Source organism: Streptomyces sp. NPDC048191, assembly GCF_040652655.1.
Lineage (GTDB): Bacteria > Actinomycetota > Actinomycetes > Streptomycetales > Streptomycetaceae > Streptomyces.
The window spans coordinates 43,075-68,300 of the sequence record NZ_JBEZMO010000020.1; the positions used below are offsets into that span (position 1 = coordinate 43,075).

Consider the following 25,226-nt stretch of genomic DNA (forward strand, 5'->3'; position numbering starts at 1 on the left):
CTGGTCCTTTCCTTCCCTCTCGCCTACCGGGTTAGCTGACGGGTTCGGAGCAGGAAGGTCTCCTACGGGCACCCACGGCTCGCGCGGGCGCCCGATTCACCCCAGGGACTGCGTGGGTCCCCGGCTCCCCTGGCTCGCGCCGTGCGGGGACTCGGCGATGGCTGTCCGGTGCCGCGGGCGCGGCGTACTGCCTGACGAACAGCCCGGACGACGCTACGGAAGCCTGCTTTCCAACCCCAAACGGATCCGGGCTTTTGTAGCGCATCCCACAGGGCAGACAGGCAACCTCCGGCCCAAATCGGGCATCTGGGGAAGGGAGTGGAACAGCAGGGGCCCTGACGGCCCGTAGGTCGTCAGGGCCCACGCGCGCGTGCGGCCGTCCGGTCGTACGCGGGCGCCGCGGCGGCGGACGTCTACTCGGCCGCCACCACGGTCACTTCACCGATGCCGAGCGCCTCCACCGGCGCCTTGATCTGGGCGGCGTCACCGACGAGGACGGTCACCAGGCGGTCCACCGGGAAGGCGTTCACGGCGGCCGCCGTGGCCTCCACCGTGCCCGTCGCCGCCAGCTGCTGATAGAGCGTCGCCTGGAAGTCGTCGGGCAGGTGCTGCTCGACCTGGTCGGCCAGCGTGCTCGCGACGGCCGCCGCGGTCTCGTACTTCAGCGGCGCCACCCCGACGAGGTTCTGCACGGCCACGTCCCGCTCGGCGTCGGTCAGGCCGTCCGCGGCGAGGACGCGCAGCACCTTCCACAGGTCCTCCAGCGCGGGACCGGTGTTGGGGGTGTCCACGGAGCCGCTGATGGCGAGCATCGAGGCGCCTGTGCCGTCCGGGGCGGAGCGCAGGACCTGCCCGAACGCGCGCACTCCGTAGGTGTAGCCCTTCTCCTCGCGCAGGACGCGGTCCAGGCGCGAGGTGAGGGTGCCGCCGAGGCAGTAGGTGCCGAGCACCTGGGCGGGCCACACACGGTCGTGCCGGTCGGGGCCGACACGGCCGATGAGCAGCTGGGTCTGGACCGCGCCGGGCCGGTCCACGATGACCACGCGCCCGGTGTCGTCGGCGGTCACCGGCGGCACGGGCCGCGGCCGGCCGGGGGTGCCGGTCCAGGCGCCCAGGGTGTCCCCGAGCAGCGCGTCCAGGTCGACGCCGGTGAGGTCGCCGACCACGACCGCGGTGGCCGTGGCGGGGCGGACGTACCGGTCGTAGAAGGCGCGTACGGCGGCGGCGTCGATCTTCTCGACGGTCTCCTCGGTGCCCTGGCGCGGGCGCGACATGCGCGAGGCCGCCGGGAACAGCTCCTTGGAGAGCTCCTTGGCGGCCCGGCGGGAGGGGTTGGCCAGCTCGTGCGGGATCTCGTCCAGGCGGTTGCGGACCAGCCGCTCGACCTCGCTCTCGGCGAAGGCGGGCGCGCGCAGGGCGTCGGCGAGCAGGCCGAGCCCCTTGGCCAGGCGGGAGGCCGGGACCTCCAGGCTGAGCCGGACGCCGGGGTGGTCGGCGTGCGCGTCCAGCGTGGCGCCCGCGCGCTCCAGCTCGGCGGCGAACTCCTCGGCGGAGTGCTTGTCGGTGCCCTCGGAGAAGGCGCGCGCCATGATCGTGGCGACGCCGTCCAGGCCGGCCGGCTCGGCGTCCAGGGGCGCGTCCAGCAGCACCTCGACGGCGACGACCTGCTGGCCGGGGCGGTGGCAGCGCAGCACGGTCAGGCCGTTGTCCAGCGCGGTGCGCTCGGGGGCCGGGAACGCCCACGGCCGGGCCGCGCCGGGCTGCGGCTGGGGGTGGAAGTCCATGGTGGCGAGTTCGGTCACTTGGCCGTCTCCTCGTTCTCGTTACCGGCCTCTACGGTGGCTTCCTGCTCCGGGTCCTCGGGGACGTCGGCGTCCGGGGCCTGCTCCGGGGCCTTCGGTTCGTAGACCAGGACGGCACGGTTGTCGGGCCGCAGGCGGGCCTCGGCGACCTCCCGGACCTCCTCGGGGGTCACCTCCAGGACGCGCTTGACGGCGGTGAGGGCGAGCTGCGGATCACCGAACAGGACGGCGTACCGGCACAGTTCGTCGGCGCGGCCGGCCACCGTGCCCAGCCGGTCCAGCCACTCGCGCTCCAACTGGGCCTGGGCGCGCTCCATCTCCTCGGGCGTGGGGCCCTCCTCGGCGAACCGGGCCAGCTCCTCGTCGATGGCGGCCTCGATGACCGGCACCTCGACGTCACCGGAGGTCTTCACGTCCAGCCAGCCCATGGAGGGCGCGCCGGCCAGGCGCAGCAGGCCGAAGCCCGCCGCGACGGCCGTGCGGTCGCGGCGCACCAGCCGGTTGTAGAGGCGGGAGGACTCGCCGCCGCCGAGGACGGTCAGGGCCAGGTCGGCCGCGTCGCACGCGCGCGTGCCGTCGTGCGGCAGCCGGTAGGCGGCCATCAGCGCGCGCGCCGGGACCTCCTCGACGACGACCTCGCGCTTCTGCTCGCCGATGACGTCGGGCAGGGCGCCGTCGCGCGGCCGGGGCTTGCCGTCGTGGGACGGGATGGACCCGAAGTACTTCTCGATCCAGGCGAGGGTCTGCTTGGGGTCGATGTCGCCGACCACGGAGAGCACCGCGTTGTTCGGCGCGTAGTAGGTGCGGAAGAACTGGCGGGCGTCCTCCAGCGTGGCCGCGTCCAGGTCCGCCATCGAGCCGATCGGCGTGTGGTGGTACGGGTGGCCCTCCGGGTACGACAGCCCGGTCAGCTTCTCGAAGGCGGTGCCGTAGGGCACGTTGTCGTAGCGCTGGCGGCGCTCGTTCTTGACGACGTCCCGCTGGTTCTCCATGGACTCGTCGTCCAGGGCGGCCAGCAGCGAGCCCATGCGGTCGGCCTCCAGCCAGAGGGCGAGCTCCAGCTGGTGGGTGGGCATGGTCTCGAAGTAGTTGGTGCGCTCGAAGCTGGTGGTGCCGTTGAGCGAGCCGCCGGCGCCCTGCACGAGCTCGAAGTGACCGTTGCCCTTGACCTGCGCCGAGCCCTGGAACATCAGGTGCTCGAAAAGGTGAGCCAGGCCGGTACGCCCCTTGACTTCGTGGCGGGAGCCGACGTCGTACCAGAGGCAGACCGCCGCCACCGGGGTCAGGTGGTCCTCGGAGAGCACCACCCGCAGACCGTTGGCCAGCCGGTGCTCGGTCGCAGTCAGGCCCCCGGAGCCTGCCTCGGCTGTGGTCGTGTGACCCATGGGCATGTACATCCCTTCGCGAGCGGAGGCGGTTGTGGAAACCGCGGTTTTCCTGCCGTTCCTGCCACTGTATGCAACGTGTGCGGGGCCCCGGCGAAGTTCCCGCGGGACGTACGCCCACAGCGGATCCCGTAGCCTGCCACGGACCCACCCGGGATGCCGGGAAGTCCGCCGGGACCGGGTCGTGGCACGGGTTGTCAGTGCCTCGGTCCACAATGGTCGGCGTCAGATCCGTCCCACGCTTCAGCAAGGAGCCAGGCAGCGATGGCCCGCCGCAGCACGAAGACCCCGCCGCCCGACGATTCGTTCGAGGAGAGGATCCTCGACATCGACGTCGTGGACGAGATGCGTGGCTCCTACCTCGAGTACGCGTACTCGGTCATCTACTCGCGCGCCCTGCCGGACGCCCGTGACGGCCTCAAGCCGGTGCACCGCCGGATCGTGTACCAGATGAACGAGATGGGACTGCGTCCCGACCGCGGCTACGTGAAGTGCGCGCGTGTCGTCGGCGAGGTCATGGGCAAGCTGCACCCGCACGGCGACGCGTCGATCTACGACGCCCTGGTGCGCATGGCCCAGCCCTTCTCCATGCGCGTGCCGCTGGTCGACGGCCACGGCAACTTCGGCTCGCTGGGCAACGACGACCCGCCGGCGGCCATGCGGTACACCGAGTGCCGGCAGGCCGAGGCCACGAGCCTGATGACCGAGTCGATCGACGAGGACACGGTCGACTTCGCGCCCAACTACGACGGCCAGGAACAGGAGCCGGTGGCGCTGCCCGCCGCCTTCCCGAACCTGCTGGTCAACGGCTCCTCCGGCATCGCGGTCGGCATGGCGACAAACATGCCGCCGCACAACCTCGGCGAGGTGATCGCGGCCGCCCGCCACCTGATCCGGCACCCGAACGCGGACCTGGACGCCCTGATGAGGCACGTCCCGGGCCCGGATCTGCCCACCGGCGGCCGGATCGTCGGTCTGGACGGCATCCGGGACGCGTACGCGACGGGCCGCGGCACCTTCAAGATCCGTGCCACGGTGTCGGTGGAGACGGTGACGGCCCGCCGCAAGGGCCTGGTCATCACCGAACTGCCCTTCACGGTCGGCCCCGAGAAGGTCATCGCGAAGATCAAGGACCTGGTCAACAGCAAGAAGGTCCAGGGCATCGCCGACGTCAAGGACCTCACCGACCGCGAGCACGGCCTGCGCCTGGTCATCGAGGTCAAGAACGGCTTCGTGCCGGAGGCGATCCTGGAGCAGCTGTACAAGCTGACCCCGATGGAGGAGTCCTTCGGCATCAACAACGTGGCGCTGGTGGACGGCCAGCCGCTCACGCTGGGCCTGAAGGAGCTGCTGGAGGTCTATCTCGACCACCGCTTCGACGTGGTCCGGCGCCGCAGCGAGTTCCGCCGTGGCAAGCGCCGCGACCGGCTGCACCTCGTCGAGGGTCTGCTGACCGCGCTGGTCGACATCGACGAGGTCATCCGGCTGATCCGGTCCAGTGAGAACTCCGCGCAGGCCAAGGAGCGCCTGATGCGGCGCTTCTCGCTGAGCGACGTGCAGACGCAGTACATCCTCGACACGCCGCTGCGCCGGCTCACCAAGTACGACCGGATCGAGCTGGAGGCGGAGAAGGACAGGCTCACGGCGGAGATCGCGGAGCTGACCCGGATCCTGGAGTCCGACGCGGAGCTGCGCAAGCTGGTCTCGGCCGAACTGGCCGCCGTGGCCAAGAAGTTCGGCACCGACCGGCGTACGGTCCTGCTGGAGTCCGCGGGTGCCCCGGTGGCCGCGGTGCCGCTGCAGGTCGCCGACGACCCGTGCCGGGTGCTGATGTCCTCGACGGGGCTGCTGGCCCGTACGGCGACCGTCGAGCCGTTCCCGGAGCGGGCGGGCGCCAGGCGCGTCAAGCACGACGTGATCGTCTCCGCGGTCCCGGCGACCCAGCGCGGCGAGATCGGCGCGGTGACCTCGGCGGGCCGCCTGCTGCGGATCAACGTGGTCGACCTGCCCCAGCTGCCGGAGACGGCGGCCGCGCCGAACCTCTCCGGAGGGGCGCCGCTGGCGGAGTTCGTCTCCCTGGAGGACGACGAGACGGTGGTCTGCCTGACCACGCTGGACGAGTCCTCCCCCGGTCTGGCGCTCGGCACCGAGCAGGGTGTCGTCAAGCGCGTGGTGCCCGACTACCCGTCCAACAAGGACGAGTTGGAGGTCATCACGCTCAAGGAGGGCGACCGGATCGTCGGCGCGGTGGAGCTGCGCACCGGCGAGGAGGACCTGATCTTCATCACCGACGACGCGCAGCTGCTGCGCTTCCAGGCGTCCATCGTGCGCCCGCAGGGCCGCCCGGCGGGCGGTATGGCGGGCATCAAGCTCGCCGAGGGCGCGAAGGTCATCTCCTTCACGGCCGTCGACCCGGCGGCCGACGCGGTGGTGTTCACGGTGGCCGGCTCGCGCGGCACGCTGGACGACTCGGTGCAGACGACGGCCAAGCTGACCCCGTTCGACCAGTACCCGCGCAAGGGCCGGGCCACCGGCGGCGTGCGCTGCCAGCGGTTCCTGAAGGGCGAGGACTGCCTGTCGCTGGCCTGGGCGGGCCCGGCACCCGCCCTCGCGGCGCAGAAGAACGGCACCCCGGCGGACCTTCCGGAGCTGGACCCGCGCCGGGACGGCTCGGGCACGTCGCTGCCGAAGACGGTGTCGGTGGTCGCGGGCCCGGTGTCCTAGGCCTCGTACGGCTCCTGGTCCGGCTCCTCCTCGGAGCCCTGGACGTACCGCAGGACGCCCCACATGCCATGCTCGTCGGCGTGGGGGGCGTCCTGCTTGCACCCCTCCAGTTCCTTGCCGAGGGCGGCCGCGTCGATGCCGGAGCCGATCAGCACGAGCTGGGTGAGGCGGGTGCCGGCGGGGCCCCAGGGCTCGGGGTAGAAGCGCAGGAAGCGGCCGACGGCGTGCACCGCGTACCGGTTCCGGGTGTCGTACGGGCCGAAGTCGACGTACCCCTTGATCCGGTACAGCCCATCGGGCCGGCTGTCCAGGAACTCCATCAGCCGGCGCGGGTCCAGGGGCACGTCGGAGGTGAACGACAGACTGTCGTAGCCCGTGTGCAGGTGACCGGCGTGATCGCGCGTGCCGTGATCGTGCAGGTCGTCGAAGGACAGCTGCCCGATGCGCTCCTCGCTGGGCCGGCAGTCGAAGAGGAACTCCGGGTCGATCCGGCCGTAGGTCGCGGGGACGACGGCAGCGCGGTCGGTGAGGGACCGCACCAGGCCCAGCACCCGGTCACCGTCCGCGGCCCGGTCGAGCTTGTTGACCACGACCAGGTCGGCGAGGGCCAGGTGCCGGTCGATCCCGGGGTGCCGCGCGCGCGTGTCGTCGAACTCGGCGGCGTCCACGACCTCCACCAGTCCGCCGTAGACGACCCTCGGGTGCTCGCCGGCCAGCACCATCCGTACCAGCTCCTGCGGCTCGGCGAGTCCGCTGGCCTCGATGACGATCACGTCGACGCCGGTGCCCGGCCCGGCGAGCCGGTCCAGGTAGAGGTCGAGTTCGCTCGTGTCCACGGCACAGCACAGGCAGCCGTTGCCGAGGGAGACGGTCGAGTCGCCGAGGGCGCCTGCGACGGCCATCGCGTCGATCTCGACGGCCCCGAAGTCGTTGACGATCGCCCCGATGCGGCTGCCACCGCTGCGGTGCAGGAGGTGGTTGAGGAGTGTGGTCTTCCCGGAGCCGAGGAATCCGGCGAGGACGACGACCGGGATCTGCGGCGGGGTGTGGTTGTTGCCCAAGGGGCGGCCTCTCGTGCGGTGCTGACTGCATGACCAGGATAGGAAGTCCCGACGGCCGTTCGTCCGACTATCCTGGGCCTGCTTCCCGCCTCTCCCTCGGCAAAGGATCAGGTGGACCAGTTGAAGATCGTGCGCCGTCTGGGTGCCTCCCCGCGTGAACGGGGCAGTCTGTCCGGCGAGACGTGTCCCGACATCTTCGAGCTGAGCGACGGGAGCTTCGCGGTGATCGGGACCGAGGCCACGGAGCTGCTGGAGCCGGAACTTCCCGCGGATGCGGCGCGCGGCGACCACGAACGCATCGTGATCATCCCCCGGGACACCCTGATCCGGGCCAAGGCCGACATACCCGACTCCTGAGGGCCGAGGCCGTCTTGTCGGGTTCGTGAACAGACACGATGATGGCCCCCCTGACTCGGACACGCGGTCCGGCATCCGGGGGGTCACGATGCCCAACAACCGTCAACGCGTCGCACAACAGGGGCTCTACTGGGCCGTCGCCGCCGTTCTCTCACTCGGCGCCATGCTGGCCACGCCCTTCGCGCTCGCCGCACTGGCACCGCGGCACATGAACTGGGAGCGGCTCAGCGCGATCAGCCAGACGTACGGTGCCCTGTCCGTCTTCATCTCCCCGGCGGCCCTCGTCGGCGTCGCCCTGTCGCTGGCCTACCAGGCGCGCCAGACCGGCATCGAGAACGAGGAGGCGCATCTTTCCGCCCACCGCGAGCTGATACTCCTCACCCTCAGCGAGCCCGCCTACCAGACCTGCTGGGGGCCGCCGAACACACCCATGACGCGTGAGCAGTGGAAGCAGATCCTGGTCTCCAATCTGATCGTGAGCATGTGGAGCAGCGCCTATAAGCGCGGCTTCGCGGACGAGCGGGAGATACGGGCGATCCTCGACGACTACTTCCGCGGGGAGGACGGGCGCAGGTACTGGCACAGCAGCGGCCCCGCGTGGCACCGCTATTTCGCCGACAGCCGCAACAGGCGGCAGCGGCGGTTCCTGACCCTCGCCGAGGACGCCTACCGGACCGCCGTGGCCGCCGGCCCTCCCGTCCCGACCCGCGAGTACTTCATCACCTCGGCGCAGTGACCCCAGCCCTCACGCCGGCACCGGCACCGCCACCGGCGGCTCGGGTCCGACATACCGCGCCACGGGTCGGATGATCTTCGAGTCGGCCGCCTGTTCCAGGATGTTGGCGCTCCAGCCGACCACCCGGGCCGCGGCGAAGGTCGGGGTGAACATCTCGCGCGGCAGGCCGCACAGTTCCATGACCACACCCGCGTAGAACTCGACGTTCGTGTGCAGTTCACGGCCGGGCTTCAGCTCCGCCAGAATCGCCTCCACCTGACGCTCGACCTCGACCGCGAACTCGACGCGTGGACCGCCGAAGCCGAGGGCGATCTCGCGCAGCATCCGCGAACGGGGGTCCTCGGTGCGGTAGACGGCGTGCCCGAAGCCCATGATGCGATCGCCGGCGAGTACCCGCTCCCGGATCCAGGAGCCGATGCGGTCCGGTGTCCCGATGGCGTCCAGGGTGTCCAGGGCACGGCTGGGCGCCCCGCCATGCAACGGCCCGGACAGTGCTCCCACGGCCCCGACCAGGCAGGCGACCACATCGGCACCCGTGGATGCGATGACCCGCGCGGTGAAGGTGGACGCATTGAACCCGTGGTCAATGGTTGAGATCAGGTATTGCTCGACCGCACGGGCCCGCCGGGGGTCCGGTGCCGAACCGGTCAACATGTACAGGTAGTTGGCCGCGTACGACAGGTCCTCGCGCGGCTCCACCGGGTCGAGGCCCTGCCCCAGCCGGTACAGCGCGGTGAGGAGGGTCGGTGCGGCCGCGCAGGCGGCGATGGTGTCCGCACGGCGCCGGTCGGCGTCGGTGTCGTAGACCGGCCTGAACCCCTTCGCCGCGCCGAGCAACGACAGCGCCGTGCGCATACCGGCCAGCGGGCCGGACAGACGGCTCGCGGCGGCGATCGCCGGCAGGACCGCACGGACCTCCTCCGGCAGCCGGCGCAGTGCGGCGGTCTCGGCGCCGAAGGCGGCCCGGCGCTGCGCGTCCGGCAGGGTGCCATGGACCAGGAGATGCCAGACGTCCTCGAAACCGCGGGTCTGCGCGAGTTCGACGGCCGAGTACTGGCGGTAGTGGTAGAAGCCCTCGAGCCCCCGGACGTCCCCGATCTCGGTGTCCGTGACGACGACTCCCGCGAGCCCGCGCGGCACGTCGACGCGGGGTGCGGTCCTGTTGATGGACATGGTGTGTTTCCTCCCTGGACTTGATCTGACTGTCCATGCTTGACTCAGTTATTGTCAATATTGATTGGATCAATGTACGGCGATCAAGTTGTGTAGAGGCGGCTACGGTGACCCCCATGCGCGCTCACGAACCCGCTCCCGGCCGTCCCGGACGAAGGCTGACCACCAAGGAGACCGCCGAACTGCTCGGCGTGAAGCCGGAGACGGTGTACGCGTACGTGAGCCGCGGGCTGCTCAGCAGCAGACGCGAGCCCGGTGGCCGCGCCAGCACCTTCGAGGCGAAGGAGGTCGAGGCGCTCGCCCGGCGCAACCGGCGCGAGGCGGCCGGGACCCCGGGCTCGGGCGGGGACCTGTCCGTCCGCACCCGCATCACGCTGATCGAGCAGGACCGGTACTACTTCCGGGGCGTGGACGCCGTCGAACTGGCCGCCCGTCACTCCTACGAAGAGGTGGCGGAGTGGCTGTGGACGGGCCGGCCGGCCCCCGGCGTCACCTTCGCCGCGCCCGGCCCGACCGTCGAGGTCGCCCGCCGCGCGGTGAACGCGCTGTCCGGGCACGCCTCCCCCACGGACCGGCTGCGGGTGGCGGCGATCGCCGCGGCGGCCGAGGACCCGCTGCGCTTCGACCTCTCCGAGGACGCCGTGCTGAACACCGCGCGGATCCTGATCCCCACTCTGGTCGCCGCGCTGCCGCCGGTCCTTCACGAACCCAAGGACGACGGTCCGCTCGCCCACCGGCTCTGGGGCCGGCTGACCGGCCGCCCCGCCGACGAGGCGTCCCTGCGCGTCCTGGACACCGCCCTCGCCCTGCTCGCCGACCACGACCTGGCCGCCTCCACGCTCGCGGTCCGGGTCGCCGCCTCGGCCCGTGCGCACGCCTACGCGGCCGTGTCCGCCGGGCTCGGCGTCCTGGAGGGCCCGTTGCACGGCGCCGCGAGCGGCATGGCCCACCGCATGCTGACGGACGTGCTCGACCAGGGCACGGCGGTCCCGGTGATCGCCGACGAACTGCGCGCGGGCCGCCGCGTCCCCGGTCTCGGCCACCGGCTGTACACCGGGGAGGATCCCCGCGCGAGCGTGCTGTTCGGCCTGCTGGAGCAGGTGCCCCGCGCGGAGTCCGCCCTGCTCGCCGCCCGGGACATCGTGGCCACGACCGCCCGCCACACCCCGCTGCACGCCAACGTCGACCTGGCCCTGGCGGTGTTCACCGCGTCCAGCGGCATGCCCGCCACGGCCGGCGAGACGATCTTCGCCGTCGCCCGGACGGCGGGCTGGATCGCACACGCCCTGGAGGAGTACGGCGAACGCCCCCTGCGGATGCGCCCTGTCGGCCACTACGTGGGCCCACGGCCTCCGCAGCCCCTGCCGGAGTAGAGCACCGCTCGCTGCCGAGCAGGCCGTCGGCCCGCTGTCCCCGAACCCTCCCGGAGCAGGACACCACCACGGCCGGAAGTCGCCCCGGAGAGAGTCAGGTTAGGCTCACCTCTGTGAGTAGGTGTGCGACCGTCTCCCGGAGCCTCGACGAGCCCGTTTCCGGTACGGCGGCCACGGCGACGACGTGGCTGCTGCTGGAACAGCCGGGCCCGTGGGGTGCCAAGGCGCTCACTTCGAGCCACCTGGACCCCACGCTGGGCCGGACACTGGAGGCGGCCGCCGAGGGAACCGGCGTACGCATCGCGCTCATCCGGCGCCCCGGGCGCCACGCCGACCCCGGCAGAGCCGCCGTCCGGCAGGTGTACGCCGCCCACACGGTGCCGGGCCGCGCGTGGCTGCACAGCGCGACGACCCGCGATCCGCGGGATCTGCTCGGCCTCGACCTCGCCGCCCTCGGAGGAGGTGACCACCGTTCCTTCGGCGCCGCGCTCGGCGGACGGCCGTACGACGGCGACCCGCTCGCGCTCGTGTGCACGAACGGCAAGCGCGACCGCTGCTGCGCCCTCCTGGGCCGCCCTCTCGCCACCGAACTGGCCTCCTCCGGAGTGCGCGGCGTCTGGGAGGTCACCCATCTGGGTGGACATCGGTTCTCGCCGACGGTGCTCGTCCTCCCGTACGGCTACGCCTACGGCCGTGCCGAGGCGCACACCATCAAGGAGGCGCTGCACGGCGCGCAGGAGGGGCGCGTGGTGGCCGAGGGCTGCCGCGGCCGCTCCGCCTGGGAAAGGCCGGGCCAGGCGGCCGAGCTGGCCGTGCGGTCCGTCGCCGGTGAGTACCGGGCGGACGTGCTGAGCGTCGTACGGACCGACGGCGAGGCCCCGCACTGGGAGGTGACCGTCGGGCACGCCGACGGCCGCCGCTGGCGGGTGACCGTGGCGCGGGGCGCGTCCCTGCCGCCCCGCCCGGAGAGCTGCGGCGCGGCGGTCCTGGGCGCGCCCGCGCGGATGGACGTGCTGGCCGTGCGCGAGCTGCGACCGACGGCGCTGGCGAGCTGAGCGGCCGGCCTCCTCAAGAACCACCGCCTCCTTCAAGAACTGGTCAAGAGATCCCCACCACACCCCCTGGGGCACGCCGGGCCTTCCCACGTAACGTCGTGCGTATGAGCCCCACTCCCCCCGCGCGCCGTCTGCGCCTCGGTCTGCCACGGCGGGTGTTCTCGCAGGTGCTGCTGATGCAGCTGGCGATCGCCGCGGGGGTCGCGGTGCTCGCGACCGGGCTGTTCCTGGCGCCGCTGAGCAAGCAGCTGGACCAGGAGGCGGAGCGCCGCGCGCTGGCCATCGCGCAGACGACGGCTCAGGATCCGCAGATCGCCGAGGGCGTCCTGACCACCCCGCCGACCGCGAACGGCCCGGTGCAGAAGGAGGCCGAGCGGATCCGCACGTCCACGCACGCCGAGTACATCGTGGTGCTGGACCGGCGGGGGGTGCGCTGGTCGCACACCACGCCCTCGGAGATCGGCCAGATCGTCTCCACCAGCCCCAAGGACGCCCTGGCCGGCAACGAGGTCATGGAGATCGACAACGGCACCCTGGGCCGCTCGGCCCGCGGCAAGGTGCCGCTGTACGACACGCACCACCGGATCATCGGGGCGGTCTCGGTCGGTATCGCCTACGACAGCGTGCGGGCGCGGCTGATCAGCGCGATCCCGGGCCTGTTCGCGTACGCCGGCGGCGCTCTCGCGGTGGGCGCGCTGGCCGCCTGGCTGATCTCCCGCCGGGTCCAGCGGCAGACCCGGGACCTGGCCTTCTCCGACATCTCGGCGCTGCTCGCGGAACGCGAGGCGATGCTGCACGGCATCCGGGAGGGGGTGGTCGCCCTCGACAAGGGCGGCCGGGTCCGCCTGCTCAACGACGAGGCGCGGCGGCTGCTGGGCATCGGCGACGAGGCCGTCGGGCAGACGCCCGACGAGGCGCTCGGCGCGGGCCGTACGACGGACGTGCTGGCCGGCCGGGTGACCGGCACCGATCTGCTCACCGTGCGCGGCCAGCGGGTGCTGGTCGCCAACCGGATGCCCACCGACGACGGCGGCGCGGTGGCCACGCTGCGCGACCGCACCGAACTGGAGCAGCTGGGGCGCGAACTGGACTCCACGCGCGGGCTGATCGACGCCCTGCGGGCCCAGGACCACGAGCACGCCAACCGCATGCACACTCTGCTCGGACTGCTGGAACTGGAGATGTACGACGACGCCGTGGAGTTCGTCGGGGAGGTGGTCGGCGACCACCGGGTCACCGCCGAGCAGATCACCGAGAAGATCCTGGATCCCCTGCTGGCGGCGCTGCTGGTCGGCAAGGCGACGGTCGCGGCCGAGCGCGGGGTCGCGCTGTGGGTGTCCGAACACAGCCGGCTGCCGGACCGGCTGATCGATCCGCGGGGTCTGGTCACGGTCGTGGGCAACCTGGTGGACAACGCCCTGGACGCGGTCGCCGGCACCCTGCACGCGCGCGTGGAGGTCGAGTTGCGCACCGAGGGCCGTACGGTCGTCCTCCGGGTGCGCGACACGGGCCCGGGCATCCCGGCCGACCAGCGGGAACTGATCTTCACCGAGGGCTGGACCACCAAGAAGCCGCCCGCGCACGGGAAGCGGGGCATCGGACTCTCGCTGGTGCGCCGGCTCGCGGAACGGCAGGGCGGGAGCGCGAGGGCGGACGCGGCGGGCGGCGGGGGCGCGGAGTTCACCGTGGTCCTGCCGGAGGCGCTGACCGAGCCGGAACCGGAACCCGCGGTGCCCGTGCGGTCCGCCGGGACCGCTGCCCTCGCCGAGGAGGAGGCGCGATGATCGAGGTCCTGGTCGTGGACGACGACACGCGCGTCGCCCACGTCAACGCCGCGTACGTGGAGAAGGTGCCGGGGTTCCACGTGGCGGGCGAGGCGCACAGCGCGGCCGAGGCGCTGCGACAGGTGGAGACGCTGCCGCGGCTGGACCTGGTGCTCATGGACCACTATCTGCCCGACGACACCGGTCTCGCGGTGGTCCGGGAGATGCGCCGGCGCGGCCACCAGACCGACGTGATCATGGTGACGGCGGCGCGGGACGTGTCCACCGTCCAGGCCGCGATGCGGCAGGGCGCGCTGCAGTACCTGGTGAAGCCGTTCGCCTTCGCCGGTCTGCGCGCCAAACTGGAGGCGTACGCCGTGCTGCGGCGCACCCTGGACGGCGGCGGCGAGGCCGAACAGGCGGAGGTGGACCGCATCTTCGGCGCCCTGTCCGCGCCGTCGGAGCCGGGGCTGCCCAAGGGGCACTCCCCCACGACCGCCGAGTTGGTGCGCCAGGCGCTGATGAACGCCGAAGGGCCGCTGTCGGCCCAGGAGATCGCCGAGCGGACGGGTGTGAGCCGGCAGACGGCTCAGCGGTATCTCAAGCTCCTGGAACGCACCGGACGGGCCCGGCTGACCCTCAAGTACGGCGACGCGGGCCGCCCGGAACACCGTTACGTGTGGGCGACCCGCGGCTGAGCGCGTTTCAGGCGGCGGTCACCTGACCGCCTTGACGAACTCGGTCGTGTACGTCTTGCTCAAGTCGACCCTGGCGTTCTTGATGTTGGGGTTGAACGCCTTGAGCACCTTCTCCACGGTCTCGGGGCCGTTCGTGGGCATCACCCCGTCGTCGGTGAACATCGGCAGGGTGCTCTTGATGGCCTGCGCGTAGAGCGCCTTGTTGCCCTGGGAGTAGTCGGCGGGCATCTTGGCGGCGATCTCGTCGGCGCTGTGGGTGGACATCCACTTGAGCGTCTTGACGAACGCGTTGACCAGCTTCTGGACGGTGTCCTTGTGGCTGTTCACCCAGTCCGTCTGCATGTACAGACTGGACGACGGGTACGGCCCGCCCAGCGCCTTCTGCGACCCCTCGGGGGTACGCATGTCGAGCAGGACCTTGCCCGCCTTCTTGTCCAGGATCGTCGCGACGGTCGGGTCGGTCGTCATGCCGCCGTCGATGGAGCCCTTCTGGAGCGCCGAGATGAAGGTCGGCCCCGCACCGACGGCGACCGGCGTGAACTCGCTGATACGCACGCCGTTCTTGACGGCGAGGTACTTGGTGAGGAAGTCGGTCGAGGAGCCGAGACCGGTGATGCCGAGCTTCTTGCCCTTGAAGTCCTTCGGCGAGGTGATGTCGCCCGCCTTCTTGGTGGAGACGACCTCCACCTCGCCGGGCGCGTGCGAGAACTGCACGACGGACTCCACGGACTTGCCCTTGGTCTGCAGGTCGAGGGTGTGGTCGTAGAAGCCGACGGCGCCCTGGACCTGGCCGGAGACGAGCGCGGTCTCGGCCTGGACACCGGCGGGCTCGCTGAGGAGTTCCACGTCGAGGCCCTCGGAGTCGAAGTAGCCGAGCCGCTGGGTCAGCGTCGCGGGGAGGTAGATGACCTTGTCCAGGCCGCCGACCATGATCTTGACCTTCGTACCCTTGCCGTCACCCTTGCTGCCGGCGTCGGCGGAGGTGCTGCTCGCCGCGTCGTTGGCGCAGGCGGTGAGCGAGGAGAGGGCGAGCAGGCCGGAGGCGGCGAGCGCGGCGTATCTGGCGGTCTTGCGCATGGCGGTTCACGTCCTTGTGAGGGGGCGGTGCGGGGAAGGGTGTCTCTTGAGCGCTCGGCCTCGGGGCGGCGCCGGGCGGGCGGGACTCAGTGGCCGGAGTTCGCCGGCTTCCACCGGAAGATGCGGTGCTCGGCGAAGGTCAGCAGTCCCTCGGCGACGAGCGCGACGGCCGCGAGGATGACCATCGCGGCGTACACGCCGGCGGCGTTGAAGGTGCCCTGGGACGCGGCGACGAGCAGGCCGATGCCCTTGGTGGCGCCGATGTACTCGCCGACGATGGCGCCGATGAGGGCGAAGCCGAAGCTGACGTGCAGGCTGGTGAAGATCCAGGAGGTCGCCGACGGGATGACCACCTGCAGCGTCACCCGGCGGTCGCTCGCGCCGAGGATCCGGGCGTTGGCCACCAGGTTGCGGTCGACCTCGCGAGCGCCCTGGAAGGCGTTGAAGAACACCGGGAAGAACACCAGCACCACGGCCGACGCGACCTTGGATGCGGGTCCCAGCCCGAACCAGATCAGGAAGATCGGGGCCAGGACGATCCTGGGGATGGAGTTGAGCACCTTGATGTACGGACCGAGGACATCGGCGAGGAAGGAGATCCGGCCCAGAGCTATACCGAACACCACACCGGCGACGACACCGATGACCCAGCCGAGCAGCGCTTCCTGCAGCGTGGCCCAGATCTGCTCGCCCAGCGAGCCCTGTGCCGTTCCGTGCATCACCCAGGTATAGATCTGGTCCCAGATCTGCGAGGGCATCGAGAAGTTGAAGGGGTCGATGACCTTGGCCCGCGACAGGGCCTCCCACAGGCCGAGCACGGCCACCAGGAGCAGCACCCGCGCGGCCGAGACGACCACCTTGCGTCTGCGGGCGGCCTGGGCGCGCGACTGGGCGCGGCCCGGGACCTTGGCCGTGTCGACGACCGGCGTGCTGAGAACCTCAGGCGACATGGGCGGCACCCCTCTCACGGGTGATACGGACCTCTTCGCCGAGGGACTCCCAGATCTCGCGGTAGATCTCGATGAACCGCGGCTCCAGGCGCACCGACTCCACCTTGCGCGGCCGGGGCAGGTCGATGTCGAAGACCTGCTTCACGGTCGCGGGCCCGGCGGTCATCACGACGACCTTGTCGGCGAGCGCGATGGACTCCTCCAGGTCGTGCGTGACGAACACGACGGAGGCGCCCGTGCCCTCCCACAGCTCCAGCAGCTCGTCCGACATCAGGGCCCGGGTCTGCACGTCGAGCGCCGAGAACGGCTCGTCCATCAGCAGGATCTCGGGGTCGTTGACGAAGGTGGCGGCAAGTGCGACGCGCTTGCGCTGGCCGCCGGAGAGCTGGTGCGGGTAACGGTCCTCGAAGGCGGCGAGCCCGACGCGGGCCAGCCACTCACGTGCCTTCTCCTTGGCCTCGGCCTTCGGCACGCCCCGGAAACGCGGGCCGGCCATGACGTTGGACAGGACCGTGCGCCAGGGAAAGGTGGCGTCCTGCTGGAAGACGAAGCCGACCTTGTCGCCGACGCCCTCGACCGGCTCGCCGGCCACCAGCACCTCGCCCTCGGTGGGCTCCTCCAGGCCGCTGACCAGCGTCAGCGTGGTCGACTTACCGCAGCCCGTCGGGCCTACGACGGCCACGAACTCGCCCCGCCCGACGGCGAGATCCAGACCGCGCACGGCCGTGTGCAGTCCCCCGGACGGGGTTCTGAAGGTCTTGCTCGCGCCCCGCAGCTCGATGGCGGGGCTGGTGTGTGCGCTCATGGCCCGGGACGGTAGGTGTGGTTCCGGCCACAGCAGCAGTCTTGTGCTTACAAGCCGTTCTTTTGCTCGCAACAGTCTGTTGTGCTCATTTTGCTCGCGCTACAACTGCGGAGCCGAAACACGGGCTCAACGCTCGTCGGCCTTGAAGGAGAGGCCTGATGATTGACGTCCTCGTCGTGGACGACGACTACCGCGTCGCAGAGATAAACGCCAAGTACGTGGGAAAGGTTCCCGGCTTCCGGGTGACCGCACGCGCGCACAGCGCCGCCCAGGCACTGGCCGCTGTCGAACGCGGCAGCGTCGACCTGGTTCTGCTCGACCACTATCTGCCGGACCAGACGGGCCTCGACCTGGTCCACCGGATGCGGGAGCAGGGGTACGGCACCGACGTCATCATGATCACCGCGGCCAGCGATGTGACGACCGTCCAGCAGGCCATGCGCCTGGGCGCCCTGCACTATCTGGTCAAGCCCTTCACCTTCGCCGCCCTGCGCACCCGGCTCGACTCCTACGCCGCGCTGCGTCGCACGGTGGACCGGGTCGGGGGCCGGGGAGTGACGGGCCAGGAGCAGGTAGACCGGATCTTCGGGGCGCTGCGGACGAGCCCCGCGCCGTCCGCGCCCGGCCTGCCGAGCGGCCACTCGGAGCCCACGACCGATCTGATCTGCGGCGTCCTGCACCGCGCCGACCAGCCGCTGTCGGCGCACGAGGTGGCCGCCAGGACCGGCCTGAGCCGCTCCACGGCCCAGCGCTATCTCCGCCACCTGGAACAGGCGGGCCGGCTCCGGCTCTCCCTGAGGTACGGCGACACCGGACGGCCGGAGCACCGGTACGCCTGGGTGGCGCCGTAACGGGCCCTGCGGCGCCTCCTACACGGCCCCGGCGCCGGTCAGTGACCGTACCTCCGTCTCGGCGTACTTGGCCTCGTCCGGGACCTCCCCGGAGGTCACCGTGCCGAGCCAGCCGGCCAGGAAGCCGAGCGGGACGGAGACGATGCCCGGGTTCTGCAACGGGAAGTACTGGAAGTCGACGTCCGGGAACAGCGAGGTGGGGCTGCCGGACACCACCGGGGACAGCAGCACCAGTCCCAGCGCCGGGATCAGCCCGCCGTATACGGCCCACACGGCGCCGCGGGTGGTGAAGCCGCGCCAGAACAGCGAGTACAGCAGCACGGGAAGGTTCGCCGACGCGGCGACGGCGAACGCGAGGCCGACGAGGAAGGCGACGTTGAGATCGCGGGCCAGCAGACCGAGCGCGATCGCCACGACACCGATGCCGACCGCCGCCCACCGCGCCACGGCCACCTCGCTGCGCACCTTGCCGCGCGAGCGCCGCAGCGAGGCGTACAGGTCGTGCGCCACCGACGCGGACGAGGCGAGCGTGATGCCGGCGACCACGGCGAGGATCGTGGCGAAGGCCACGGCGGCGACGACCGAGAACAGGACCGTGCCGCCCGTGGAGTCCGCGCCGCCGCCGAGGTCGAGGGCGAGCAGCGGCACCGCCGTGTTCCCGGCCGCGTTCGAACCGCGCACCGTCTGCGGCCCCAGCACCGCGGCCGCCCCGAAGCCGAGGACGATCGTCATCAGATAGAAGCCGCCGATCAGCCCGATGGACCACACCGCGGAACGGCGGGCCGCCCGCGCGGTGGGCACGGTGAAGAAGCGGGACAGGATGTGCGGCAGTCCTGCCGTGCCCAGCACCAGGGCGAGCCCAAGGCTGATGAAGTCGATGCGGGCGGTCCACGTCCCCCCGTACTTCAGGCCCGGCGCCAGGAACGCCCTTCCGTGACCGCTGCGGTCCGCGGCCGTGAGCAGCAACCGGTCGACGTCTCCGTGGAAGCGCAGCAGGACGAGCACGGTCAGGGCGATCGTGCCGCTCAGCAGCAGTACCGCCTTGACGATCTGGATCCAGGTGGTGGCCCGCATCCCTCCCACCGACACATAGATCACCATGAGCGCGCCGACCCCGATGACCGCCCAGGCCTGGTCCACCCTGCTCGTGCGCCCCAGCAGCAGCGCCACCAGACTGCCCGCGCCGACCATTTGCGCCACCAGATACAGAACGGACACCGTGACCGAGGAAGTTCCCGCGGCGATCCGCACCGGCCGCTCGCTCATCCGGGCGGCCACCACGTCGGCCAGGGTGAACCGTCCGCAGTTGCGCACCAGTTCGGCCACCAGGAACAGCACGACCAGCCACGCCACGAGGAAGCCCACGACATAGAGCATCCCGTCGTACCCGTACAGCGCGATGAGCCCGGTGACCCCGAGGAAGGAGGCCGCCGACATGTAGTCACCCGCGATGGCGAAACCATTCTCCATGGGAGAGAACAGCCGCCCCCCGGCATAGAACTCCTCGGCCGAACCGTGCCTGCGACGGCTCACCCACGTCGTGATCCCGAGGGTGACGGCCACGAAACCGCTGAACAGCAGCAGCGCCAGCGTCTGATGGTCAGCGGTCACGAGGCACCTCCCCGCATCCCACGGGCCAGTTCCTGGGTGTCCCAGCGCAGTTCCAGCGCGGCCCGGTCCCGGCGCAGCCGTGCATGCCGGGCGTAGGCCCAGGTGAGCAGGAACGTGGTCAGGAACTGTCCGAGCCCTGCCAGCATGGCCACGTTCACAGCCCCCGCCACGGGCCGGGCCATGAGGCCGGGCGCGGCCGTGGCGGTGACCACATAGGCCACGTACCAGGTGAGGAAGACGGCGACTCCGGGCACCACGAACCGCCGGTACGTGGTGCGCACCTCCTGGAAGGCCGCGCTGCCCTGCACCTCGACGTACACGTCGCGGGCAGGGGCCGCCGCTCCGCTCCGCCCTCCGCGAGCGGGCGGCACCGCCGGGGCGGGCGCACCGGTGCCGTCCAGTTCGCCCCAGCCGGAGGCCAGGGCGTCGTACCAAGGGTCCTCGTACCTGATGTCGCGGGAGGGCGCCTCGTGGTCTTCCTGGTTCTCGGCCGAACGCTCGGAACCGTCCCCGGCTCCACGGGCACGACCGTTGCTTGACTGCATGCCCAAGGATGGACAGATCGGAAGATCCCTGACTCTTCTTCCCCCGGCTCTTCACCCCATCAGGTGATTCACTGCGCGGGCGGCCGCACCAGGCCCTTGCTGTAGGCGTAACGCACCGCCTGCGCCCGGTCCTTGAGGCCCGTCTTGGAGAAGAGGTTGTTGATGTGTGTCTTCACCGTCGCGGTCGACACATGCAGCCTGCGGGCGATCTCCTGATTGCTGAGCCCCTCGGCGATCAGCAGCAGGACCTCGGTCTCCCGCGCCGTCAGTCCATCGGGCGGCGCCCCGGCAGGCGCCGGCGGGCCGGGCTCGGGCTGGGACAGCCGCTCCAGCAACCGGCGCTGGACGCTGGGTGACAGGCCCGCCTCCCCCGACAGCACGCTCTCCACGGCACGCACGATCTCGTCACCGCCCGCGTCCTTGGTCAGATAGCCCCGGGCGCCGGCGCGCAGCGCGGGGAACAACGACTCGTCGTCCGCGTACGTGGTGAGGACCACGACCTGGGTCCCCGGGTACTGCGCCCGGATCCGCCGGGTGGCCTCCACGCCGTCGCAGCGGGGCATCCTGAGGTCCATCAGAACGACGTCCGGGGCCAGTTCCCCGACCAGCCGCACCGCCTCCTCGCCGTCTCCCGCAGCGCCCACGACCTCCACTCCGGGCAACAGCCCGAGCAGCATCACGATGCCCTCCCGGACCACCGTCTGGTCGTCGGCCACCACCACCCGTGCGGGCTTCTTCTCCCCCTCCGTCTCCGTCATACGGGCACCTTCAGCGTCACCACGAAACCCTCCTCGTCCGGCCCCGCGTCGAGCGAGCCGCCCAGCAGCTCGGCACGCTCGCGCATGCCCAGCAGACCGTACCCGCCCCCGGAGCCCGTGAGTTCGCCCGGTCGACCGCCCGAGTCCCGTACGTTCAGTGTCACTTCGTGGTCGCTGTAGTCGAGCCGCAGGCACACCTTGGCGCCGTGTGCGTGCTTGCGGACGTTCGTCAGCGCCTCCTGGGCGACCCTGCGCAGGGTCTGGGAGGCCTCCACCGGCAGGGGTTTGCGCTCACCCGTCACGGTGATCTCGGCACCGTCGGCCCCGCTGACGAGTTCGCTCAGGAAGTCCTCCAGCGGAGTCAGCTCACCCCGCAGGGCGGACAGGGCCTGCCGGGTCTCGGCGAGTCCGTCGCGGGCCATGCCCCGGGCGGCCACCACCCGCTCCAGGATGCGTTCGCGGTCCGCGCCGTTCTCGATCAGCAGCCGGGCCGCCTCCAGGTGCACCAGCTGCGCCGAGAGGCTGTGGGCCAGGACGTCGTGAATCTCCCGTGCGATGCGCGCCCGCTCGTCCAGGGCGGCGGACTCGGCCTCGGCCGCCCGGGCGGCGCGCTCCTGGGCGAGGAGTCGATGTGCGTTGCCGCGAGCCTCGGCGTCCAGCCGCAGAACGTATCCGGCGAGGGCCATGCCGGCCACGGTGGCGGCCGTGGTCAGCCACACGTCGTTGTTGAAGGCGGAGTACGACGCCAGAGCGACCGACGCCACGGGGAGCGCCGCTCCCAGCGGGAGCCGCTCCAGGGCGCTGATTCCGCAGCCGCACCAGAGCACCAGGGCCGGCGCTCTGAACCCGGTGGCCTCGGCGGCGACGGCGATCGCCAGGAGGACGGCGACGAGCCCGAGGGAGGGCACCAACCGGTGCTGGTAGGTCGTCCGGAAGAAGGCCCAGGAGACGAACGCGGCCAGGAGGACTCCCGCCGCTGCCGCGAGGCCGCTCCAGGCGCCGACGTGCCGCTGGCTGAAGGCACTCCACAGCAGCAGCGCGAGCACGAGCAGTCTCACCGCCCAGGCGAGCATGCGCCGTGGCCGGGAGATTCCCGCACGGCCGAGCGCCTCCCGCGACGGCCAGCGTGTCCAGGCGTTCTCGGTCACGCGCGCTCCCTCCTGACCGACCGCATGCCGTCACCGTACGCCGGGGCAGGACGGTTCGCGGTGCCGAAAGACTGGGCCCGCCAGACCAGGATCCCGCCGCGCACCAACAGGGTGCCGGCGAGGCCCAGCATCAGGGCGGAGCTGTCCTGGTGCAGGCCGAGCGCGGCGCCGATGCCGTAGACACCTATGCGCAGGGCGATGCCCAGGGCCCATACGGCGCCGCTTGCCTTGGTGCTCTTCGTCCACACGACGCCGTCGGGAGCCGTCCAGATACGAGTCGTCCAGGCCCAGCCGGCGCCTGTGGCCAGACCGGTCAACAGCTCCACCGCGAGCAGTGCGGCCGATTCCACGCGGTGATGAGCGTCGAGGATGCCGGGCTCGCGCAGTGCGACGACGGCGAGGATCACGGGGAGCAGCCACCAGCGCCGGTCGGTGTTGATCGCGCGGGCGCGGAACTGCCGCGCGATCACTATGGCGGCGACGGCCACGATCACCAGCGCGTTGACGAGCCCGGGCATCAGAGCCTCCGTGAGCGAGAAGGTGGTGCCGGCAGCGGGTGCCGCCGACACCATCGAAGCTACGGAAAAGCGCAGGTCGGGAGATCGGAGCCCGGGTGGATCACGGGTGGAAATCAGGAGGGCTCCATCTCCACCCACGGGTGCAGATCCCACGGATGCAGACCCCTGCGGGGGCGGAGGACGGACTCGGACGGGCGGGTCCCGCCGCTCGACAGAGCTGCCGGCCTTCAGCCGGGCGCCGTCAGCACCACCGACCGCACCCGGCATGCATCCGGCACGCACCCGGCATGCATCCGGCACCGCAAGCGCATGCCACGACCGCACCCGCGCCGGCACACGCCGGGCCTGTCGTCGGCCGGGGTCGTGCGGCCGGCGAAGGACGACCGTCGTCCTTCGCCGGTCAGCAAGCCGGTCACGTCCCGCGCACCGCGTCGCTGGGCCCGCCCCGCGTCGCTGCGCCCGGCCCGCCTCGGCAGGCCCGCTGCGGCCGAAGACCGGTACGGCGGCTACGCGTCGATGCGCGACCGGTCCAGCGTCGCCGCCGAGCTGGAGATGAACTCCTTGCGGGGCGCCACGTCGTTGCCCATCAGCAGGTCGAAGACCTGCTCGGCGGCCTCGAGGTCGGACAGGTTGATCCTGCGCAGGGTGCGGTGACGCGGATCCATTGTGGTCTCGGCCAGCTGGTCGGCGTCCATCTCACCCAGACCCTTGTAACGCTGGATGGAGTCCTTGTACCGGATGCCCTTGCTCTGGAACTCCATGAGTTTGTCGCGCAGCTCGCGGTCGGAGTACGTGTAGACGTACTTGTCCTGGCCCTTCTTCGGCTGGACGATCTCGATGCGGTGCAGCGGCGGCACCGCGGCGAAGACCCGGCCGGCCTCGACCATCGGCCGCATGTAGCGCTGGAACAGCGTGAGCAGCAGGCAGCGGATGTGCGAGCCGTCCACGTCGGCGTCGGTCATCATGATGATCTTGCCGTAGCGGGCCTGGTCGATGTCGAACGTACGGCCCGACCCCGCTCCTATGACCTGGATGATCGCGCCGCACTCGGCGTTCTTGAGCATGTCGGTCACGGACGACCGCTGCACGTTGAGGATCTTGCCGCGGATCGGCAGAAGGGCCTGGAACTCGGAGTTGCGCGCGAGCTTGGCGGTACCGAGGGCGGAGTCTCCCTCGACGATGAACAGCTCGCTGCGGTCGACGTCGTCGCTGCGGCAGTCGGCGAGCTTCGCCGGCAGGGACGAGGACTCCAGGGCCGTCTTCCGGCGCTGGGCGTCCTTGTGCTGGCGGGCCGCGACACGCGTACGGGCGGCGGCCACCACCTTCTCCATGACGACCCGGGCCTGAGCGGCGGCGTCCCGCTTCGTGCTGGTCAGGAACGCCTTCAGCTCCTTGGTGACCACGCTGTTCACGATGCGGCGGGCCGCCGACGTACCCAGGACCTCCTTGGTCTGGCCCTCGAACTGCGGCTCGGCCAGGCGCACGGTCACGACGGCGGTGAGGCCCTCGAGGGCGTCGTCCTTGACGATGTTGTCCTCGGCCACCCGCAGCAGCTTCTTGGCGCGCAGCACATCGTTGAACACCCCCGTCACGGCCTGCTCGAAGCCGGAGACGTGAGTGCCGCCCTTGGGGGTGGCGATGATGTTGACGAAGGACCGGACGCTCGTGTCGTAGCCCGTTCCCCAGCGCAGCGCGACGTCCACGCCCAGCTCACGCGTGACCTCGGTCGGCGTCATCTGCCCGTGCTCGTCCAGGACGGGGACCGTCTCCTTGAAGGTGCCCTTGCCGGAGAAGCGCAGGACGTCGCAGACCGGCTTGTCGCCCGCCAGGTACTCGCAGAACTCGCTGATCCCGCCGTCGAAGCGGAAGGACTCCTCGCCCTTGCTGCCGCCGTCGCCCAGGCCGAACTCGTCGCGGACGACGATCGTCAGGCCCGGCACCAGGAAGGCGGTCTGCCGGGCGCGCTGGTGCAGGGTCTCCAGGGAGAGCTTGGCGTCCTTGAGGAAGATCTGCCGGTCGGCCCAGTACCGCACGCGCGTGCCGGTGCGGGTCTTGGGGATCTTCTTGGTCTTGCGCAGGCCGCTCTTGGCCTCGAACTTCCCGTCGGCGCCGCCGGACGCGAAGGCGCCGGGCACGCCGCGCCGGAAGCTGATGGCGTGCGTGTGGCCGCCGCGGTCCACCTCGACGTCGAGACGGGCGGAGAGGGCGTTGACGACAGAGGCACCGACACCGTGCAGGCCGCCGGAGGCGGCGTACGAGCCGCCTCCGAACTTGCCGCCGGCGTGGAGCTTGGTCATGACGACCTCGACGCCGGACAGCCCGGTCCTGGGCTCCACGTCCACGGGGATGCCGCGGCCGTTGTCACGCACCTCCACGGAGCCGTCGTCGTGGAGGATCACCTCGATGCGGTCGCAGACGCCCGCGAGAGCCTCGTCCACGGAGTTGTCGATGATCTCCCACAGGCAGTGCATCAGACCGCGGCTGTCGGTCGAGCCGATGTACATGCCCGGGCGCTTGCGCACGGCCTCGAGGCCCTCGAGGACGAGCAGGTGCCGCGCGGTGTAGTTGGAGCCGTCCCGGTCTGCTCCTGCCAGCAGCGCTGTGGACGGCACGGACGTATCGGCGGTCACGCGGTTCGCTCCTCGCTGAATTTCAGTTGGCCCCCTACTGGGTAAGGGGACGGCTTCGGTCGCCGCTCAGAGGGTACCGAGGCCTGGTAGAGCCGGTGTAACGCCACCCTCGTCGGGAACTCAGACTAGTCCAGGCTCGCATAGATGTTCGATCCCTCGATGGGGTGAAGTACATATCACGTTCCCTTGGAGGCATGAACCATTTA

Annotated in this window: 21 protein-coding genes and 1 riboswitch; of the genes, 8 read left to right on the plus strand and 13 right to left on the minus strand. The window is 71.2% G+C overall.

Annotation, left to right across the window (positions count from 1 at the left end):
- Positions 1 to 5: 5 nt before the first annotated feature.
- Positions 6 to 167: riboswitch (cyclic di-AMP (ydaO/yuaA leader) on the minus strand.
- A gap of 246 nt (positions 168 to 413) precedes the next feature.
- Both AB0D93_RS28215 and AB0D93_RS28220 read right to left on the minus strand, forming a co-directional pair.
- The gene (locus AB0D93_RS28215) at positions 414 to 1,802 is read right to left on the minus strand and encodes a pitrilysin family protein (protein ID WP_362124810.1); all 1,389 of its coding nucleotides are present in this window, start codon (positions 1,800 to 1,802) and stop codon (positions 414 to 416) included.
- Positions 1,799 to 3,193: a pitrilysin family protein gene (locus AB0D93_RS28220; protein ID WP_362124812.1), complete on the minus strand. Its 1,395-nt coding sequence runs from the start codon at positions 3,191 to 3,193 to the stop codon at positions 1,799 to 1,801. The genes AB0D93_RS28215 and AB0D93_RS28220 overlap by 4 nt, the downstream gene beginning before the upstream one ends.
- A gap of 258 nt (positions 3,194 to 3,451) precedes the next feature.
- On the opposite strand from AB0D93_RS28220, the gene AB0D93_RS28225 reads away from it, so the two are divergent.
- The gene (locus tag AB0D93_RS28225; RefSeq protein ID WP_362124815.1) at positions 3,452 to 5,911 is read left to right on the plus strand and encodes a DNA topoisomerase IV subunit A; all 2,460 of its coding nucleotides are present in this window, start codon (positions 3,452 to 3,454) and stop codon (positions 5,909 to 5,911) included.
- Here AB0D93_RS28225 and AB0D93_RS28230 read toward each other — a convergent pair.
- Positions 5,908 to 6,972, minus strand: a complete 1,065-nt coding sequence (locus tag AB0D93_RS28230; RefSeq protein WP_362124818.1) for a GTP-binding protein — start codon at positions 6,970 to 6,972, stop codon at positions 5,908 to 5,910. The two genes, AB0D93_RS28225 and AB0D93_RS28230, sit on opposite strands and share 4 nt — an antisense overlap.
- Positions 6,973 to 7,092: 120 nt before the next feature.
- Here AB0D93_RS28230 and AB0D93_RS28235 point away from each other — a divergent pair, with 120 nt between their 5' ends.
- Both AB0D93_RS28235 and AB0D93_RS28240 read left to right on the plus strand, forming a co-directional pair.
- Entirely contained in the window at positions 7,093 to 7,329 is a 237-nt protein-coding gene (locus AB0D93_RS28235; RefSeq protein ID WP_362125059.1) for a hypothetical protein, read from the plus strand.
- Between the two features lie 88 nt (positions 7,330 to 7,417).
- Positions 7,418 to 8,065 (plus strand): DUF6082 family protein, encoded by a 648-nt coding sequence (locus AB0D93_RS28240; RefSeq protein ID WP_362124821.1) that lies wholly within the window; start codon positions 7,418 to 7,420, stop codon positions 8,063 to 8,065.
- A 9-nt stretch (positions 8,066 to 8,074) separates the two neighbouring features.
- Here AB0D93_RS28240 and AB0D93_RS28245 read toward each other — a convergent pair whose 3' ends face one another.
- Positions 8,075 to 9,238 carry a citrate synthase/methylcitrate synthase gene (locus tag AB0D93_RS28245; protein ID WP_362124824.1) on the minus strand — a complete coding sequence of 388 codons (1,164 nt, stop codon included), beginning with the start codon at positions 9,236 to 9,238 and terminating at the stop codon, positions 8,075 to 8,077.
- Between the two features lie 116 nt (positions 9,239 to 9,354).
- On the opposite strand from AB0D93_RS28245, the gene AB0D93_RS28250 reads away from it, so the two are divergent.
- From AB0D93_RS28250 to AB0D93_RS28265, 4 genes are all read left to right on the plus strand, one after another.
- Positions 9,355 to 10,611 (plus strand): citrate synthase, encoded by a 1,257-nt coding sequence (locus AB0D93_RS28250; protein ID WP_362124827.1) that lies wholly within the window; start codon positions 9,355 to 9,357, stop codon positions 10,609 to 10,611.
- A 113-nt stretch (positions 10,612 to 10,724) separates the two neighbouring features.
- Positions 10,725 to 11,666, plus strand: a complete 942-nt coding sequence (locus AB0D93_RS28255; RefSeq protein ID WP_362124830.1) for a sucrase ferredoxin — start codon at positions 10,725 to 10,727, stop codon at positions 11,664 to 11,666.
- 104 nt (positions 11,667 to 11,770) lie between these two features.
- Entirely contained in the window at positions 11,771 to 13,450 is a 1,680-nt protein-coding gene (locus tag AB0D93_RS28260) for a sensor histidine kinase (RefSeq protein WP_362124833.1), read from the plus strand.
- Positions 13,447 to 14,127, plus strand: a complete 681-nt coding sequence (locus AB0D93_RS28265; protein WP_362124836.1) for a response regulator — start codon at positions 13,447 to 13,449, stop codon at positions 14,125 to 14,127. Before AB0D93_RS28260 ends, AB0D93_RS28265 begins: the two co-directional genes overlap by 4 nt.
- Positions 14,128 to 14,145: 18 nt before the next feature.
- Here AB0D93_RS28265 and AB0D93_RS28270 read toward each other — a convergent pair whose 3' ends face one another.
- The 3 genes from AB0D93_RS28270 to AB0D93_RS28280 all read right to left on the minus strand — a co-directional run bounded on the left by AB0D93_RS28270 (position 14,146) and on the right by AB0D93_RS28280 (position 16,959).
- A complete protein-coding gene (locus tag AB0D93_RS28270) occupies positions 14,146 to 15,204 on the minus strand; it encodes an ABC transporter substrate-binding protein (RefSeq protein ID WP_362124839.1) in 1,059 nt (352 codons plus the stop codon).
- 86 nt (positions 15,205 to 15,290) lie between these two features.
- Positions 15,291 to 16,154, minus strand: a complete 864-nt coding sequence (locus AB0D93_RS28275; protein ID WP_362124842.1) for an ABC transporter permease — start codon at positions 16,152 to 16,154, stop codon at positions 15,291 to 15,293.
- Positions 16,144 to 16,959, minus strand: a complete 816-nt coding sequence (locus AB0D93_RS28280) for an ABC transporter ATP-binding protein (protein ID WP_362124845.1) — start codon at positions 16,957 to 16,959, stop codon at positions 16,144 to 16,146. Before AB0D93_RS28280 ends, AB0D93_RS28275 begins: the two co-directional genes overlap by 11 nt.
- Positions 16,960 to 17,117: 158 nt before the next feature.
- Here AB0D93_RS28280 and AB0D93_RS28285 point away from each other — a divergent pair, with 158 nt between their 5' ends.
- A complete protein-coding gene (locus tag AB0D93_RS28285; RefSeq protein WP_362124848.1) occupies positions 17,118 to 17,810 on the plus strand; it encodes a response regulator in 693 nt (230 codons plus the stop codon).
- An 18-nt stretch (positions 17,811 to 17,828) separates the two neighbouring features.
- Here AB0D93_RS28285 and AB0D93_RS28290 read toward each other — a convergent pair whose 3' ends face one another.
- From AB0D93_RS28290 to AB0D93_RS28315, 6 genes are all read right to left on the minus strand, one after another.
- Positions 17,829 to 19,421, minus strand: coding sequence for a cation acetate symporter (locus tag AB0D93_RS28290; RefSeq protein WP_362124852.1), 1,593 nt, complete (start codon positions 19,419 to 19,421; stop codon positions 17,829 to 17,831).
- Positions 19,418 to 19,966, minus strand: coding sequence for a DUF485 domain-containing protein (locus tag AB0D93_RS28295; RefSeq protein WP_362124855.1), 549 nt, complete (start codon positions 19,964 to 19,966; stop codon positions 19,418 to 19,420). The genes AB0D93_RS28290 and AB0D93_RS28295 overlap by 4 nt, the downstream gene beginning before the upstream one ends.
- A gap of 68 nt (positions 19,967 to 20,034) precedes the next feature.
- A complete protein-coding gene (locus AB0D93_RS28300) occupies positions 20,035 to 20,724 on the minus strand; it encodes a response regulator transcription factor (protein ID WP_362124858.1) in 690 nt (229 codons plus the stop codon).
- A complete protein-coding gene (locus AB0D93_RS28305) occupies positions 20,721 to 21,872 on the minus strand; it encodes a histidine kinase (RefSeq protein ID WP_362124862.1) in 1,152 nt (383 codons plus the stop codon). Before AB0D93_RS28305 ends, AB0D93_RS28300 begins: the two co-directional genes overlap by 4 nt.
- Positions 21,869 to 22,390: a DUF1453 domain-containing protein gene (locus AB0D93_RS28310; protein ID WP_362124865.1), complete on the minus strand. Its 522-nt coding sequence runs from the start codon at positions 22,388 to 22,390 to the stop codon at positions 21,869 to 21,871. Before AB0D93_RS28310 ends, AB0D93_RS28305 begins: the two co-directional genes overlap by 4 nt.
- 506 nt (positions 22,391 to 22,896) lie before the next feature.
- A complete protein-coding gene (locus AB0D93_RS28315; protein WP_362124868.1) occupies positions 22,897 to 25,020 on the minus strand; it encodes a DNA topoisomerase IV subunit B in 2,124 nt (707 codons plus the stop codon).
- Positions 25,021 to 25,226 lie beyond the last annotated feature (206 nt).